Genomic DNA, 14783 nt, shown 5'->3' on the forward strand with positions numbered 1-14783 from the left:
TCAAGGAGAATAAGATGGAAACCAAATCATTTAATCTTTATCGTTATTCTATTCCTGTCGATAGTCAGTTAATTTTACGTGGACGTTTTTTAAAACGTCGTGAGGGGTTAATCGTGCGTGTTGCTTGTAGCCGTGATGGATGGGGAGAAATCGCACCTTTACCAGGGTTTAGCGAAGAAACCCTTGATCAAGCGCAAGAGCAAGCACTTGAATGGCTAACGAATTGGTGTCATGCGAGCTGTGAAGCGCCAAGGGTGCCCCTTGACGGTTGCTATCCTTCTGTTGCTTTCGGTATTAGCACGGCGATGGATGAGATGAAGCGTTATTTAAATGAGGAAGGTAACTATCATACTGCACCGTTGTGCTATGGCGATCCTGATGAATTATATGCAGAACTGAATCAAATGCCAGGTGACAAAGTGGCTAAAATTAAGGTCGGTATGTATGAAGCAAATCGTGATGGTTTGATTACGGATATGTTTCTTGAAGCTATTCCTGATTTGCAATTACGTCTAGATTCGAATCGTCAATGGACCTTAGAAAAGGCATTAAAATTTGCGGAGAAAGTAAAACTACAACATCGTTCTCGCATTCAATTTTTGGAAGAACCTTGTAAAACCCGTGAAGAAAGCCGCCAGTTTGCCGCTCAAACAGGCATAAATATTGCTTGGGATGAAAGTGTGCGAGAGCCAGATTTTCTTTTAGAAAAAGAACCGCACTTAAGCGCCATTGTGATTAAACCAACATTGATTGGCTCGCTGCAAGATTGTCAAAAGCTGATTGCACAAGCGCATAGTTTAGGTATAAAAGCGGTGATCAGCTCGAGTATTGAAAGTAGTCTTGGATTGACACAACTCGCTCGTATTGCAGCGCAATATACCCCCAATGTGACACCTGGACTGGATACATTGAACTTAATGCAACATCAGGTATTACGTGCATGGCCAGGCTCAGATTTACCGTTAATTGATTTGAATTCAGAATTTATTACCAAAATTGCATAGAGATACGACCACCATTACATAAAAAATCGCTATAATTCGCACAAGTTAAAGGATGTGAAAATGTCAAAAAAATTCAATATTTTGCTGTTAAATGGCCCGAACTTGAATATGTTGGGCGCAAGGGAACCAAAACATTATGGTTCACTTTCATTATCTGCCATTGAAGAAAATGTGGGTAAACTTGCTGCGCAGCATGATGTGAATTTGGAGTGTTTCCAAGCAAATAGCGAAGAAAAGTTAATTAATAAAATTCATCAAAGTTTTCAGAAAGTGGATTTTATTTTAATTAACCCAGCAGCTTATACGCATACCAGTGTTGCATTGCGCGATGCGTTGCTAGCGGTGTCAATTCCTTTTGTTGAAATTCATTTGTCTAATGTACATAAACGCGAGCCATTCCGTCATCATTCTTACTTTAGTGATGTGGCTGAAGGGGTAATTTGTGGCTTAGGTGCAAAAGGCTATGAGTTTGCTCTCCAATTTGCGTTAGATTTTTTAAATAAAAAAGCATAAAATTTCACAAAATTTACAGATTTTCGCAGAAATTTATCGCAAAGTGCGTGATTTTGCGGTAATCTTGCCGACACAAAAACAGGTTTCAAAATGACCGGACTTTGGAAATCAATTCTGAAAGTGCGGTTAACAATTCATTATTATTTTTAGGAAGAGCGTATGGACATTCGTAAAATCAAAAAACTGATTGAATTAGTAGAAGAATCGGGTATCACTGAATTAGAAGTGCAAGAAGAAGAAGGTACAGTACGTATTAGTCGTGCGGCACCAGCTGTTGCACCTGCTGCAATTCAATATGCAGCGGCGCCAGTCGCTCCGGTTGCGGCTCCGGCAGCAGTGCCAGCACCTGTATCACCTGCTGAAGCGCCAGCCGCTGAAGTTTCTGGCCACCAAGTGCGTTCACCAATGGTAGGTACGTTCTATCGTAGCCCAAGCCCAGAAGCGAAAGCTTTCGTTGAAGTGGGACAAACAGTCAAAGTAGGCGATGCACTTTGTATCGTTGAAGCAATGAAAATGATGAACCGTATCGAAGCAGACAAAGCTGGTGTGGTAAAAGCAATCTTAGTAAATGATGGCGAAGCAGTTGAATTTGATCAACCATTGATCGTTATCGAATAATCCCTATCAATCTGAAATGGCGAGCTTTCTCGCCATTTTTTCACCCAAGTGGAAATTGTTATGTTAGAAAAAGTTGTGATTGCTAACCGTGGTGAAATTGCACTGCGTATTTTGCGTGCCTGTAAAGAATTAGGCATTAAAACTGTGGCGGTTCACTCTACCGCCGATCGTGATTTAAAACACGTATTACTTGCAGATGAAACAGTTTGTATCGGACCTGCGCCATCTGTAAAAAGTTATTTAAATATTCCTGCCATTATTGCCGCAGCAGAAGTAACCGGTGCGGATGCGATTCACCCTGGTTATGGTTTCCTTTCTGAAAACGCAGATTTTGCAGAGCAAGTTGAGCGTTCTGGTTTTATTTTTATTGGCCCAACTGCAGACGTCATTCGTTTGATGGGGGATAAAGTTTCTGCAATTAAAGCAATGAAAAAAGCGGGCGTGCCTTGTGTACCGGGTTCTGATGGTCCTGTAGGTAGCGATATCGCGAAAAATAAAGAAATTGCAAAACGTATTGGTTATCCAATTATTATCAAAGCATCTGGCGGCGGCGGTGGTCGTGGTATGCGTGTCGTTCGTAGCGAAGATGCACTTGAAGAATCCATTGCGATGACAAAAGCTGAAGCAAAAGCAGCATTTAATAATGACATGGTTTATATGGAAAAATATTTAGAAAATCCACGCCATGTTGAAATTCAAGTTTTAGCGGATACACACGGTAATGCAATTTATCTTGCAGAACGTGATTGTTCTATGCAACGTCGCCACCAAAAAGTCGTGGAAGAAGCGCCTGCGCCAGGTATTACAGAAGAAGTTCGTCGTGATATTGGTTCTCGTTGTGCGAAGGCTTGTGTTGAAATTGGCTATCGCGGTGCAGGTACATTTGAATTCTTATATGAAAATGGTGAGTTCTATTTCATCGAAATGAATACTCGTATTCAAGTCGAACACCCAGTAACAGAAATGATTACTGGTGTGGATTTGGTGAAAGAACAATTGCGTATTGCGGCTGGTTTACCACTTTCTTATAAACAAGAAGATATTAAAGTGAAAGGTCATGCAATTGAATGTCGTATCAATGCAGAAGATCCAAAAACATTCTTACCATCTCCAGGTAAAGTGGTACACTTGCACTCACCAGGTGGTTTAGGCGTTCGTTGGGATTCTCATGTGTATGGTGGTTATACCGTTCCTCCGCATTATGATTCTATGATCGCAAAATTAATCACATACGGTGATACTCGTGATGTAGCAATCCGTCGTATGCAAAATGCATTATCAGAAACGATCATTGACGGTATCAAAACCAATATCCCTCTTCATGAAATTATTCTTGAAGATGAAAACTTCCAAAAAGGTGGTGCAAATATCCACTATTTAGAGAAGAAATTAGGAATGTATGATTAATTTATAAATTATTAAGGTAAAGACAAATATTGTCTTTACCTTATTTTTTATATAGGTATATATAATATTATTAATTTTATGATAAGATGCAAATATACATAAATTTATGTTACGTCTGTCTATTAATTGTGTTTCGTTAACAACCTAAGAGGTAAATTATGAAAAATACTATTTTAAAGTTTAGTTTAACAGCTTTAGCTGCATTAACATTAGCTGCTTGTGGAAGTAGTGGCGGTGGTGATGCTGGAAGTAGTAGTCAAGCTCCAACAAAAGATAAACAAACCGCTCAAGCGACTCAGACTACTAAAAATAAGAACAATGTAAGCGATTCAGCATCACCATCTTTAAATAATAAGACAGGTGGTGTAATCGTAATTGATTCAGATAATAAGGGAAATGTTACAACTAAAACTGTAGCGCTTACTTCAGCAAATTTATATAAAATTAATGTTGATGGAAAAGATATTCCTATCGGTTTTGGTCCAGGTATTAGTGCAAGAGGTTGGACAGTAGCTTCAGCCCAAACGATTAATGGTATGAAGTTAAATGGTAAATTAGAAGTTTGTTGTGGTTCTTATAGCAATGTTCGTTTTGGAGCAATTGAGAGCCAAGATCCTAGTCAAGATGATATCTTGTTTTATAACGGATACCCAACAACTTCAATGCCATCATCTGGTGTAGCATCCTATGTTGGAGATAGCATTATTACAGCAGATACAGATAAATTACCTGATGAAGATTATGTAAAGGGTTCTTCAAGCTTCACAGCTGATTTTGGTAATAAAAAATTAGCAGGGACGATTAGCGCTGCTAATGTTGATGTTGTGAAAATTGATGCAAATATTTCAGGAAATGGTTTTTCAGGTACTGCTAAATCAGATTTGTTAAATTCTCAAGGTACAGCTGAAGGAAAATTCTACGGCGAAAATGCGAAAGAATTAGGTGGTTTAGCTAAAGCTAATGATAACTCTTGGGGAGCGGCTTTTGCGGCTAAGAAATAGTTTTATCTATTTTTAACTACAGATATTGATAAAGTTAAATTCGCATTCCATTTGTAATATCTAACTTTTAAAAGGTGATAGAGGGTATCTATTATTTAGGTTAGAGACAAAGTTAAGGATGCGTGATAAAATCAAGCGGACAACGCAAGTTGGTCCGCTTTTTTATTAGAAGTGTTTAGTTTTTATATAATCTACAATTAATAATTTTTGAAAAAATTTTAAATCTATTTATAACTTAAATTTACTTTTTACCAGAGGAAAATAATGAAATTTAATCTCTCTAAACTAAGCTTAATTATTCTTACAAGTCTAACATTAGTAGCTTGTGGGAGTAGTAATACTCAACCTGTTGAGCAACCAAAGTCAGTTGAGCAACCAAAGTCAGTTGAGCAACCAAAGTCAGTTGAGCAACCAAAGTCAGTTGAGCAACCAAAGTCAGTTGAGCAACCAAAGTCAGTTGAGCAACCAAAGTCAGTTGAGCAACCAAAGTCAGTTGAGCAACCAAAGTCAGTTGAGCAACCAAAGTCAGTTGAGCAACCAAAGTCAGTTGAGCAGCCTAAACCAGTTGAGCAACCTAAACCAGTTGAGCAGCCTAAACCAGTTGAACAACCTAAACCAGTTGAACAACCTAAACCAGCTGAACAAATCGCGCTTAAACGAGTGGGGTTTGAGGTTAATAAAGAAGATAAAACAGTGACGTTCATTGAAAGACAAATACATGATGACAATAACGTTAATCTTGTTAATGTTGAAGGTCATGAAATTGAAATTATTCCATCAGGGTATTACGAACGTCCAGTCATTGGAACGAATGAGAAAGAAGTGCTACAGGCTGATTATCCTGAATTGCGTTCTGTTAGTGGCAAAAACTATAAAAATATTCGTTGGGGGAAATTTACGGAGCCTGCTTTAGGTTCTGATTATTATGTCGCATTTGGTGTAAATCCAACGACAGAAATGCCACAATCAGGTACTGCAAATTATACTGGAAATGGTATGCATGTAGAGAAGCGGGCTGATTACTTAGACTCTAACTTATCATTCGTAACACTAACGGCTAATTTTGCAGATAAAACATTAAATGGAACAATTTCTTTCGCTAAAACAGGCCATAAGGACGTTCTTGTATCAAATAATATTGCAGGGGGAGCTCTTTCTCCTAATGTACATTTTGATGATGTTTCCTTATCTGCCAAAATTCAAGACAATCAATTTAGTGGAACAAATAATCAAGGTGTTCAGGTTGAAGGGGGCTTCTATGGAAAAGATGCAGACGAAGTAGCCGGAACTTATCAAGGAAATGATAAATTTGGTGTTTTTGGTGCTAGAAAAAATTAGAAAATTTTTGTAAATTTTGAAGCAAGCCTTTGGCTTGCTTTATTTTTCTTTATAGGAATAAAAAATGACTTCACAATCGAAACTTGTTTTATTTTTAAGCTCCTCATTGTTGCTTAGTTCATTCTCTTTTGCAGCAGAGAAGTCTCCTCAACCTCGGGATGAGCGGTTTGATGATCAGCTTCAGCTTGCGAAACCGGATTTATCCACTCAAAAGCCACAAATTTCAAAAAAACGTGACGATAAACATACACTTTCTATTACGAAAGAAGAATTGGCAAAACATCCTGATTTGATCGTACGTGGATTGATTCCTGCAGTGTTGCAAAATAACAGTGAAGCCGTTCAACTATTATTGCCGTTGTATCAAAATTTGCCTAAACAAGATCCATTTTTACTTGAGTGGGCAAATGCGATTAATGCTCGCGAAGAGGGGCGTTTTTCAGAAGCAGTAACGCGTTATCGTACTCTATTTTCTCAAGATTCGACCATTCTGTCGTTACGTTATCAGTTAGCACAAGCACTCTTTTTAAACAATGATAATGAGGCTGCCAAAGATCAATTCCAAAAACTGAGAGCTGAACAAGTTTCGCCCGAGTCTATCGCCATGATCGACCAATATCTTTCGGCACTTAACCGCAGAGATCAGTGGAAGTTTCAAGGTGGTCTGAGTTTCTTAAACGAAAGTAATATTAACAATGCACCAAAAGCAGGTACTCGCATTGGAAATTGGAATGCCTGGGAGCGCGAAAGTGCAACAGGTTTTTCTTATTTTGCAGAAGCAGAGAAAAAATGGTCATTACCCCATAATTATTTCACTAAATTTTCTATTGAGGGAAGTGGGAAATATTACTGGGATAATAAAAAATATAATGAATTTAATGGTAGAGTTGGCACAGGATTCGGTTATCAAACCGCGCGTTTCGAGATGTCAGTAATGCCATTTACAGAAAGACGATGGTATGCAGGAGGTTCCTCGGGTAGTGAGTCAATGAAACAGTATTCGAAAAATTCAGGTGCTCGTTTAGATTTAACCTATTGGCTGAATGAAAAGTGGCAAATTTCAACCGCACTTGAATATGGTGAACAGCGTTATACCACTCGTAAACACTTGAATGGCAATAACTATCTTTGGTCAAATACGTTATCTTATTTTCCTAAGAGTGGTCAATTTTGGTTCGTAGGCGCTGATTATAATCGTGAAAATACACGAGATGAAGACAATGCTTATCAACGTAAAAATCTCCGTTTAGGTTGGGGACAAGAGTGGGGATGGGGTATTTCAACCCGCATTTCTCTTGCGTATGCACGTAGAACTTACAAAGGTGCTGATTTATTCAATATTCGTCAGAAAAATAATGAATATCAATCTGTAGTAACATTATGGCATAGAAATCTTTACTTCTGGGGAATCACGCCTAAAATTACGTGGTCTTATCAACGAGTTTCAAGTAATCACCCATTTTATAGCTACGACAAAAATCGTATTTTCCTTGAAATGGGTAAAACATTCTAACGGGGGAGTTCATAATGGATTTATCACAGCGGTATAAACAAGCGGCTGAGGAAGCTCGCTGGGCATTAGGTTTAGCAATTTTTTATGTGATTGGGTGGTGTGTGTGCGCTTATCTCCCGAAAGATTCACCCGGGCCGATAGGTTTTCCGTTATGGTTTGAATTATCTTGTATTTATTTACCCATTTTGTTTGTGGTCATTGGGTATTGGATTGTCAAAATTGTCTTTTTAGATATCCCGCTAGATGTTGAGTCAAAGGAGAATAAATAATGAATTTAGGTATTATTCTCCCTTTGGTCATCTACTTAGTCTTTATCTTTGGTGCAGCATTATTTGCTTATGTAAAACGTAGTAAAGGTGATTTCCTTACGGAATATTATGTAGGAAATCGCTCCATGACGGGCTTTGTGCTTGCGATGACAACGGCTTCCACTTATGCCAGTGCCAGTTCTTTTGTTGGAGGACCAGGGGCTGCCTATAAATATGGGCTAGGTTGGGTATTACTCGCCATGATCCAAGTGCCAGCGGTGTGGTTAGCCTTAGGTGCATTGGGCAAAAAGTTTGCATTACTTTCTCGCGAAACCAATGCACTCACCATCAATGATCTATTTCTCTATCGTTATAAAAATAAATATCTCGTTTGGATTTCCAGTCTAGCATTGTTGCTTGCCTTCTTTGCTGCCATGGTTGTGCAATTTATTGGTGGGGCGAGATTGCTCGAAACCACGATAGGTATTCCTTACACTCATGCCTTGCTTATTTTCGCCTTAACGGTTGGTATTTATACGTTTATTGGTGGTTTCCGAGCAGTCGTGTTAACCGATACGATTCAAGGTACAGTAATGATTTTTGGCACAATCGTGCTATTAGTGGGCGTTATTTACCATCTTGGTGGTGTAGAAAGTGCGGTCAATAAATTAACTGAAATTGATCCGAGCTTAGTAAGTCCTTACGGCCCGAATGAAATGCTTGATTTTCAATTTATGGCATCGTTTTGGATCCTAGTCTGTTTCGGTGTGGTTGGTTTACCACATACAGCCGTGCGTTGCATGGCTTTCAAAGACAGTAAAGCCTTACATCGAGGTATGCTCATTGGGACGATTGTCCTTTCTGTGATTATGTTAGGGATGCATTTGGCGGGTGCTTTAGGACGTGCCGTTGTGCCTGATTTGACCGTATCAGATAAAGTCATTCCAACCTTAATGTTGGAAGTGCTCCCACCTATTGTTGCAGGGATTTTCTTAGCGGCGCCGATGTCTGCGATCATGTCTACAGTTGATGCACAACTCATTCAATCCTCCTCAATTTTTGTGAAAGACTTATATCTTGCAAGCAAACCTGAAGCAGCGAAGAATGAAAAACGAATTAGCCGTATTTCATCAGTCATCACACTGATTTTATCGGCGTTGCTAATTCTCGCGGCACTGAATCCACCAGATATGATTATTTGGTTGAATCTATTTGCTTTCGGGGGATTAGAAGCCGCATTCCTTTGGGTGATTGTATTAGGCATTTATTGGGATAAAGCAAATGCAGCAGGGGCAATAAGTTCAATGGTGGTGGGATTAAGCAGTTATGTGCTTCTGACTCAATTTGGTATCAAACTATTTGGTTTTAATGCGATTGTGCCTGCACTTGTATTTGGTTTGATAGCTTTCATCTTGGGTAACCAATTCGGTACAAAAAAACAGTAAAAACGGACCGCACTTTATGGTTTATCAAATCCTAGCATTGTTTATTTGGAGTAGTGCCTTTGTAGCCGCTAAATACACCTTTACAATGATGGACACCATTTTGATGATCCAAGTTCGTTTATTCATGGCGGCAATTATTGTGATGCCACTCTTTTTTCGTCGTTGGAAAGGCGTGTCTAAACCGATGCGAAAACAGCTTTGGTGGCTAGGTTTTTTTAATTATACAGCCACCTTTTTGCTGCAATTTATTGGCTTAAAATATACGAGCGCGGCGAGCGCAACGACTATGATTGGATTAGAGCCGTTATGTGTGATTTTTATTGGGCATTTTTTCTTTCAAGATCGTGCGAAATGGTATCATTGGTTGTGTGGCGCTTTTGCCTTTTTAGGCGTGGCCATTTTAATTTTAGGTGGGCATGGCAATGAAGGCGCAAGTGAAATTAGTTTATTGGGTTGCTCATTAGTGGTTGCGGCAAGTATTGTATTTGCTTGTTGTTTACGTTGGACGAAAAAAGTGGTAGCAACGGTTTCTGCTCAAGCCTATACATCGATTTCTATCGTATTAGCGACCATCACCATGCTGCCATTTACTTTATTACTGACGGAAAGCTGGGATATCCATTTTAACTGGCTTGGTTTCTTCGGTTTGATTTATCTCGGCGTAGCATGCAGTTGGTTTGCCTTTTGGTTGTGGAATAAAGGCTTAAATTCAGTAGATGCAAAAATCTCTGGAATTTTGACCGCACTTGAGCCGATTTTCGGTGTCTTTTTGGCGGTATTATTGCTTAACGAAGAGGTTTCACTTGTTTCAGCACTTGGGATTATCATTATTGTGGCTTCAGCCCTAGGCGTAAGTTTATTACCGAAATGGTTACATAAAGAAATTAATTAAAAGGAAAAGAAGATGGCGTGGATTCAAATTCGCTTAAATAGTACAAATGAAAAAGCTGAGAAAATTAGCGATTTTTTAGAAGAAATTGGCTCAGTTTCGGTCACATTTATGGATAGCCAAGATACGCCGATTTTTGAACCACTTCCAGGCGAAACGCGTCTGTGGGGAAATACCGATGTGATCGCCTTGTTTGATGCAGAAACCGATATGAATGAAATTGTGAGCCTGCTAAAACAAGCACATCATCTAGATGAAAATACGCCTTACAAAATTGAGCAAATCGAGGATAAAGACTGGGAACGTGAATGGATGGATAACTTCCACCCAATGCAATTTGGCAAACGCTTATGGATTTGCCCAAGCTGGCGTGAAGTACCGGATCAAAATGCGGTGAATGTGATGCTTGATCCTGGTTTAGCTTTCGGGACAGGTACCCACCCGACAACCGCACTTTGTTTAGAGTGGTTAGATGGTTTAGATTTAATAGGCAAAACTGTCATCGATTTTGGCTGTGGCTCAGGCATTCTTGCCATTGCTGCTCTTAAATTAGGTGCGAAAAATGCGATCGGTATTGATATCGATCCACAAGCGATTCTCGCTAGTCGTAATAATGCGGAACAAAATGGGGTGGCAGACCGTCTTCAGCTTTTCTTATCCGATGATAAACCTGCCAATTTAAAAGCAGATGTCGTTGTGGCGAATATTCTTGCGGGCCCGTTAAAAGAACTTTACCCGATTATCTCCCAATTAGTGAAAGAGGGGGGCAATCTTGGATTATCGGGCATTTTAGAAACACAAGCACAATCGGTATGTGATGCTTATACACAATCCTTTGATTTAGATCCTGTTGCAGTGAAAGAGGAATGGTGCCGTATTACAGGTAAATTAAAATCGGCTTAATTTCTTTTTGTCAATTAAAAAAAGTGCATTTTTTGAACAAAATTCACTTTGCAAAAAAAAGAAAAATGCGTAATATAGCACCCCTTGTCGGTTGCTATTGTGACCTGACTTGATGGAGATAGGACTTGTAATTGGGGATAACATAAAATGCGAATTGGTTCTTACGAATTAAAAAATCGTATTTTATTGGCACCCATGGCAGGTATCACGGATCAGCCCTTTCGACGTTTATGTGCCCATTATGGTGCAGGATTAACGTTTTCAGAGATGATGTCTACTAATCCACAAGTTTGGCATACAGAGAAATCGAAACTTCGTTTAGCACATAGTGAAGAGTTAGGATTAAATGCGGTGCAAATCGCAGGTTCTGATCCTTTAGAAATGGCCCAAGCTGCAGCAATTAATGTAGCCTATGGTGCTGAAATTATCGACATCAATATGGGCTGTCCCGCAAAGAAAGTAAATCGAAAATTAGCGGGCTCTGCACTGCTTCAATTTCCTGATTTAGTGGAAAAAATTTTAAAAGAAGTGGTGAATGCCGTTGATGTGCCTGTGACGTTGAAAATTCGCACAGGTTGGGATAAGGCAAACCGAAACTGTGTGCAAATCGGCAAAATTGCAGAACAATCTGGTATTCAAGCTTTAACCATTCATGGGCGGACGAAAGAATGCTTATTTGAAGGGGAAGCGGAATACGACAATATTCGAGCAGTCAAACAATCCATTTCAATTCCTGTTATTGCGAATGGTGATATTGATTCTGCCTCGAAAGCGAAAAAGGTACTTGAGTACACAGGTGCCGATGCAATAATGATCGGTCGTGCTTCATTAGGCAATCCGTGGCTTTTCCGAGCAGTGGAAGCGCTAGTAGAACATGATACGATAATTCAAACACCAAGTTTACGTGAAAAGTGCGGTCATATTTTGCGTCATATTCAAGAACTTCATCAGTTCTATGGCGAGCAAAAAGGCTATCGAATAGCCCGCAAACATGTCGCTTGGTATTTACAGGGAATTCAACCCGATTCCGTTTTTAGACAGACTTTTAACGCAATTAATGAACCGAAAGAGCAATTAATTGTGCTGGAAGATTTTTTAAATTCAATTTTGGATAAAGAAAAATGTTAGAACAACAACGTAGTCCGTCTGAAGCGTTAACCGTTTCAGTTTTAAACTCTCAATCACAAGTAACAAACAAACCATTACGTGATTCAGTAAAACAAGCTTTACGCAATTACTTATCACAATTAGATGGTCAAGATGTGAATGATCTTTACGAATTAGTATTAGCGGAAGTTGAACACCCGATGTTAGATATGATTATGCAATACACCCGCGGTAACCAAACCCGTGCGGCAAACATGCTCGGTATTAACCGTGGTACATTGCGTAAGAAATTGAAAAAATACGGTATGGGCTAATTTAAGCTTAGCAAAAAGAAAGGCGAACATTATTGTTCGCCTTTTTATTTATCTATTGAATAGTGAAGCTAATTGGTACACTGACTGAAGAAGCAAATCCCGCGGGTTTTGGACCAACAGGTCTCGCACTTCTCACAGCCTCAAGCGCTGCATTATCTAAGCTTTCATCACCAGAGGAAGTTGTTACACGTTCTCCAGATAAGGAACCATCTGCTCCCACGCTAAAACTCACACTCACCACGCCTTGTTTACGCATCATCTTAGCACGAGCGGGATAGCGTTTGTGGCGTTCAATTTCACGTCGAATCGCTGCACGATAAGCATTCAGTTCATCCGTATTAGTACCAGAACCACCTTGAACACCATTTGTACCAGGTTGGCCTGTAGTCGTTGCTTTAGAATTCGCCGTAGCCGTTGAATTGATATTCTTATCACCAATCGGTAAATTCTTTGGCATCTCTACCGGTTTCTCTGTTTTTACCTCATTTTTAGGTTTTTCTTTGGGCTTCTCTTTCGGTTTTGGTTTCGGTTTTTCAATTGGTTTTTCTGGCTTTTTCTCAGGCTCTTTTTTCTTCTCGGGTTCCGGTTGCTTTGTCGGATCCGCGACAGTTTCCTGTTTTTCCTGTTCAGGCTCTGCCTGTTGAGGTTCAGGTTCCGGCTCTGGAGCTGGTTCTTCCACTCTCATTCCTTGAATCATTTCCATTGAAATCGTTGTAGAAATTTCGCCTTCCGCATTACTTGCCGCTTCACTTGGCTTATGCCAATTCCAAAGCAATGCGCCTACAATGGCACCATGAACCAATAGAGAAATAACCAAACCTAATAATGATCGTTTCGCTTGTTGGCTGTTCATTGATTATGTCCTACTCCAACGCCTCCACGTGCAACTCCGCCTAGTGTTGGCGTATTTTTTGTTTCATTTTCTTGCGTTGTTTTGTTTGGTGAACCTTTATCTTTCATCGAAACAATCGCGACATTTTTAATGTCGTTTTTCGATAACATGTCAGTAATCGTCACAAAATCCTGGAAAGAGGCTTCTGCATCAATTTTTAATGTGACTTTCTGATCTTTATTCCAGCTCGCGATCTCTTTTTCAAGGGCTTCTTGGGAGATCGGTTTATCATTAAAATAAAGTTGTTTATCTGCCGTCACGGTTAATAATTTGGCTAATTCATCTGATTTGAATGCGACCGTTGAACTGGCTTTGGGCACATTGACTTGAATTTTTCCTTGAGAAATAAAGGATGCGGTGATCAACACTATCGCTAATAACACCAACATAATGTCGATGAAAGGAATAATGTTGATTTCATCAAATTTTTTCACAATTATTCCTTATCTTTTTGAGCGTTTAACACTTTCCATTTTAAGCGGTTAACTTCCACTTTACGACCTAAACCGTTATAGAAAATCATGGAAGGGATTGCCACCAAAATACCCAAAGCAGTTGCTTTTAAGGCAAGAGAGAGATGCATCATGATTGCGCCAGCATCAACATCACCGCCCGCCTGACCAATTTGATAAAAGGTTAATAAGATACCAATTACCGTTCCTAACAAACCCACATAAGGTGCGTTTGCGCCAACGGTTGAAATGATTGTCATATTGCGATTTAAATCAATTTCAAGAGCGTGTATATTGGAATATTTAGCGACATTGACACGGCTTAAAAAGATAAAACGTTCAATCACAGTAGCAAGCATGATTACACTCATAAGAAGTAAAAGTCCGATAATGATGTAATCACTATATTGTTGTAAAAACTCAAAAAGTTTTGGCATCTGATAATCCCTTTGTGTGTTCTAAAAAATAAAAATGAATTGAGAATTAATTTCAATTAGGAGGGAATTTTATCAAATGGAAAATAGAGCGTAAATATAAATCAGAAAAATGATCATTTTTTTGACCGCACTTTGAGATAAATCATCGAAAGTGCGGTTGTTTTTAGAGGGGATTTAAAGGGATTGCAGGTAATCTAAGACAACTTGATGATGTTCGCCTGTTTTGAATTTATCAAAAACGTGTTGAATTTTGTCTTGTTCATCAATGAGGAAGCTAATACGATGAATACCATCATAAGTGCGCCCCATAAATTTCTTTTCCCCCCATACACCAAATTGCTCGGCAACCTGGTGATCTTCATCAGAAAGCAAGGTGAAATTGAGCGACTTTTTCTCAACAAATTGAGCGAGTTTTTTTGGGGAATCTGTACTGATGCCTAAAATAACCACACCTAATTTTTCTAATTCACTTTTGGTATCACGCAAACCGCATGCTTGAGTTGTACAGCCTGGTGTTAAAGCTTTTGGATAAAAATATATGAGTACTTTTTTGCCTTTAAAGTTGCTAAGTGAAACCGGTTGATTGTCTTGATTTAAAAGTGTGAATTGTGGTGCTAAGTCACCCGCTTGTAATGTTTTCATAAAAAATCCTTAAAAATGTAAAAAATGATTTGTAAATTCAAGCTATTTTAGCGATTATAA

General features: G+C 39.1%; 17 protein-coding genes. 13 read left to right on the top strand and 4 right to left on the bottom strand.

The window, feature by feature from the left end; all coding sequences use genetic code 11:
* The first annotated feature begins 14 nt into the window (after positions 1–14).
* The 13 genes from menC to fis all read left to right on the top strand — a co-directional run bounded on the left by menC (position 15) and on the right by fis (position 12300).
* Positions 15–1004 carry an o-succinylbenzoate synthase gene (gene menC, locus INP93_RS04010; protein WP_197545205.1) on the top strand — a complete coding sequence of 330 codons (990 nt, stop codon included), beginning with the start codon at positions 15–17 and terminating at the stop codon, positions 1002–1004.
* 60 nt (positions 1005–1064) lie between these two features.
* A complete protein-coding gene (gene aroQ, locus INP93_RS04015; protein ID WP_115911477.1) occupies positions 1065–1517 on the top strand; it encodes a type II 3-dehydroquinate dehydratase in 453 nt (150 codons plus the stop codon).
* Positions 1518–1676: 159 nt separating this feature from the next.
* The gene (accB, locus tag INP93_RS04020; RefSeq protein ID WP_049363387.1) at positions 1677–2135 is read left to right on the top strand and encodes an acetyl-CoA carboxylase biotin carboxyl carrier protein; all 459 of its coding nucleotides are present in this window, start codon (positions 1677–1679) and stop codon (positions 2133–2135) included.
* Positions 2136–2195: 60 nt separating this feature from the next.
* Positions 2196–3542, top strand: a complete 1347-nt coding sequence (accC, locus tag INP93_RS04025; RefSeq protein ID WP_197545206.1) for an acetyl-CoA carboxylase biotin carboxylase subunit — start codon at positions 2196–2198, stop codon at positions 3540–3542.
* A gap of 158 nt (positions 3543–3700) precedes the next feature.
* Complete coding sequence (locus tag INP93_RS04030) at positions 3701–4543, top strand: Slam-dependent surface lipoprotein (RefSeq protein WP_197545207.1); 843 nt, start codon at positions 3701–3703, stop codon at positions 4541–4543.
* Between the two features lie 264 nt (positions 4544–4807).
* The gene (locus tag INP93_RS04035; protein WP_197545208.1) at positions 4808–5881 is read left to right on the top strand and encodes a transferrin-binding protein-like solute binding protein; all 1074 of its coding nucleotides are present in this window, start codon (positions 4808–4810) and stop codon (positions 5879–5881) included.
* 64 nt (positions 5882–5945) lie between these two features.
* Positions 5946–7394 (top strand): surface lipoprotein assembly modifier, encoded by a 1449-nt coding sequence (locus INP93_RS04040; protein ID WP_197545209.1) that lies wholly within the window; start codon positions 5946–5948, stop codon positions 7392–7394.
* A 14-nt stretch (positions 7395–7408) separates the two neighbouring features.
* Positions 7409–7663 (top strand): YhdT family protein, encoded by a 255-nt coding sequence (locus tag INP93_RS04045; RefSeq protein WP_049384736.1) that lies wholly within the window; start codon positions 7409–7411, stop codon positions 7661–7663.
* A complete protein-coding gene (gene panF / locus INP93_RS04050; protein ID WP_014064733.1) occupies positions 7663–9087 on the top strand; it encodes a sodium/pantothenate symporter in 1425 nt (474 codons plus the stop codon). Before INP93_RS04045 ends, panF begins: the two co-directional genes overlap by 1 nt.
* Positions 9088–9103: 16 nt before the next feature.
* Positions 9104–9979, top strand: a complete 876-nt coding sequence (locus tag INP93_RS04055) for a DMT family transporter (RefSeq protein ID WP_049384735.1) — start codon at positions 9104–9106, stop codon at positions 9977–9979.
* A gap of 12 nt (positions 9980–9991) precedes the next feature.
* The gene (prmA, locus tag INP93_RS04060; protein ID WP_197545210.1) at positions 9992–10879 is read left to right on the top strand and encodes a 50S ribosomal protein L11 methyltransferase; all 888 of its coding nucleotides are present in this window, start codon (positions 9992–9994) and stop codon (positions 10877–10879) included.
* 147 nt (positions 10880–11026) lie between these two features.
* A complete protein-coding gene (gene dusB / locus INP93_RS04065; protein WP_197545211.1) occupies positions 11027–12007 on the top strand; it encodes a tRNA dihydrouridine synthase DusB in 981 nt (326 codons plus the stop codon).
* On the top strand, positions 12001–12300 hold the full coding sequence (gene fis / locus INP93_RS04070; RefSeq protein WP_005696908.1) for a DNA-binding transcriptional regulator Fis: 300 nt from the start codon (positions 12001–12003) through the stop codon (positions 12298–12300). The genes dusB and fis overlap by 7 nt, the downstream gene beginning before the upstream one ends.
* 52 nt (positions 12301–12352) lie before the next feature.
* Here fis and INP93_RS04075 read toward each other — a convergent pair whose 3' ends face one another.
* From INP93_RS04075 to bcp, 4 genes are all read right to left on the bottom strand, one after another.
* Positions 12353–13153 carry an energy transducer TonB gene (locus INP93_RS04075; RefSeq protein ID WP_197544151.1) on the bottom strand — a complete coding sequence of 267 codons (801 nt, stop codon included), beginning with the start codon at positions 13151–13153 and terminating at the stop codon, positions 12353–12355.
* A complete protein-coding gene (gene exbD / locus INP93_RS04080; protein ID WP_049368661.1) occupies positions 13150–13626 on the bottom strand; it encodes a TonB system transport protein ExbD in 477 nt (158 codons plus the stop codon). Before exbD ends, INP93_RS04075 begins: the two co-directional genes overlap by 4 nt.
* A gap of 2 nt (positions 13627–13628) precedes the next feature.
* Positions 13629–14081, bottom strand: coding sequence for a TonB-system energizer ExbB (gene exbB / locus INP93_RS04085; protein ID WP_049368660.1), 453 nt, complete (start codon positions 14079–14081; stop codon positions 13629–13631).
* A 174-nt stretch (positions 14082–14255) separates the two neighbouring features.
* Complete coding sequence (gene bcp / locus INP93_RS04090) at positions 14256–14723, bottom strand: thioredoxin-dependent thiol peroxidase (protein ID WP_197544152.1); 468 nt, start codon at positions 14721–14723, stop codon at positions 14256–14258.
* Positions 14724–14783: the final 60 nt, after the last annotated feature.

This window comes from Haemophilus parainfluenzae (genome assembly GCF_014931415.1).
GTDB classification, from domain to species: domain Bacteria; phylum Pseudomonadota; class Gammaproteobacteria; order Enterobacterales; family Pasteurellaceae; genus Haemophilus_D; species Haemophilus_D parainfluenzae_AF.

Coding starts and splice junctions, on each gene's coding strand:
- menC (WP_197545205.1), top strand. CDS start 15: ATGGAAACCAAATCATTTAATCTTTATCGTTATTCTATTCCTGTCGAT.
- aroQ (WP_115911477.1), top strand. CDS start 1,065: ATGTCAAAAAAATTCAATATTTTGCTGTTAAATGGCCCGAACTTGAAT.
- accB (WP_049363387.1), top strand. CDS start 1,677: ATGGACATTCGTAAAATCAAAAAACTGATTGAATTAGTAGAAGAATCG.
- accC (WP_197545206.1), top strand. CDS start 2,196: ATGTTAGAAAAAGTTGTGATTGCTAACCGTGGTGAAATTGCACTGCGT.
- INP93_RS04030 (WP_197545207.1), top strand. CDS start 3,701: ATGAAAAATACTATTTTAAAGTTTAGTTTAACAGCTTTAGCTGCATTA.
- INP93_RS04035 (WP_197545208.1), top strand. CDS start 4,808: ATGAAATTTAATCTCTCTAAACTAAGCTTAATTATTCTTACAAGTCTA.
- INP93_RS04040 (WP_197545209.1), top strand. CDS start 5,946: ATGACTTCACAATCGAAACTTGTTTTATTTTTAAGCTCCTCATTGTTG.
- INP93_RS04045 (WP_049384736.1), top strand. CDS start 7,409: ATGGATTTATCACAGCGGTATAAACAAGCGGCTGAGGAAGCTCGCTGG.
- panF (WP_014064733.1), top strand. CDS start 7,663: ATGAATTTAGGTATTATTCTCCCTTTGGTCATCTACTTAGTCTTTATC.
- INP93_RS04055 (WP_049384735.1), top strand. CDS start 9,104: ATGGTTTATCAAATCCTAGCATTGTTTATTTGGAGTAGTGCCTTTGTA.
- prmA (WP_197545210.1), top strand. CDS start 9,992: ATGGCGTGGATTCAAATTCGCTTAAATAGTACAAATGAAAAAGCTGAG.
- dusB (WP_197545211.1), top strand. CDS start 11,027: ATGCGAATTGGTTCTTACGAATTAAAAAATCGTATTTTATTGGCACCC.
- fis (WP_005696908.1), top strand. CDS start 12,001: ATGTTAGAACAACAACGTAGTCCGTCTGAAGCGTTAACCGTTTCAGTT.
- INP93_RS04075 (WP_197544151.1), bottom strand. CDS start 13,153: ATGAACAGCCAACAAGCGAAACGATCATTATTAGGTTTGGTTATTTCT.
- exbB (WP_049368660.1), bottom strand. CDS start 14,081: ATGCCAAAACTTTTTGAGTTTTTACAACAATATAGTGATTACATCATT.
- bcp (WP_197544152.1), bottom strand. CDS start 14,723: ATGAAAACATTACAAGCGGGTGACTTAGCACCACAATTCACACTTTTA.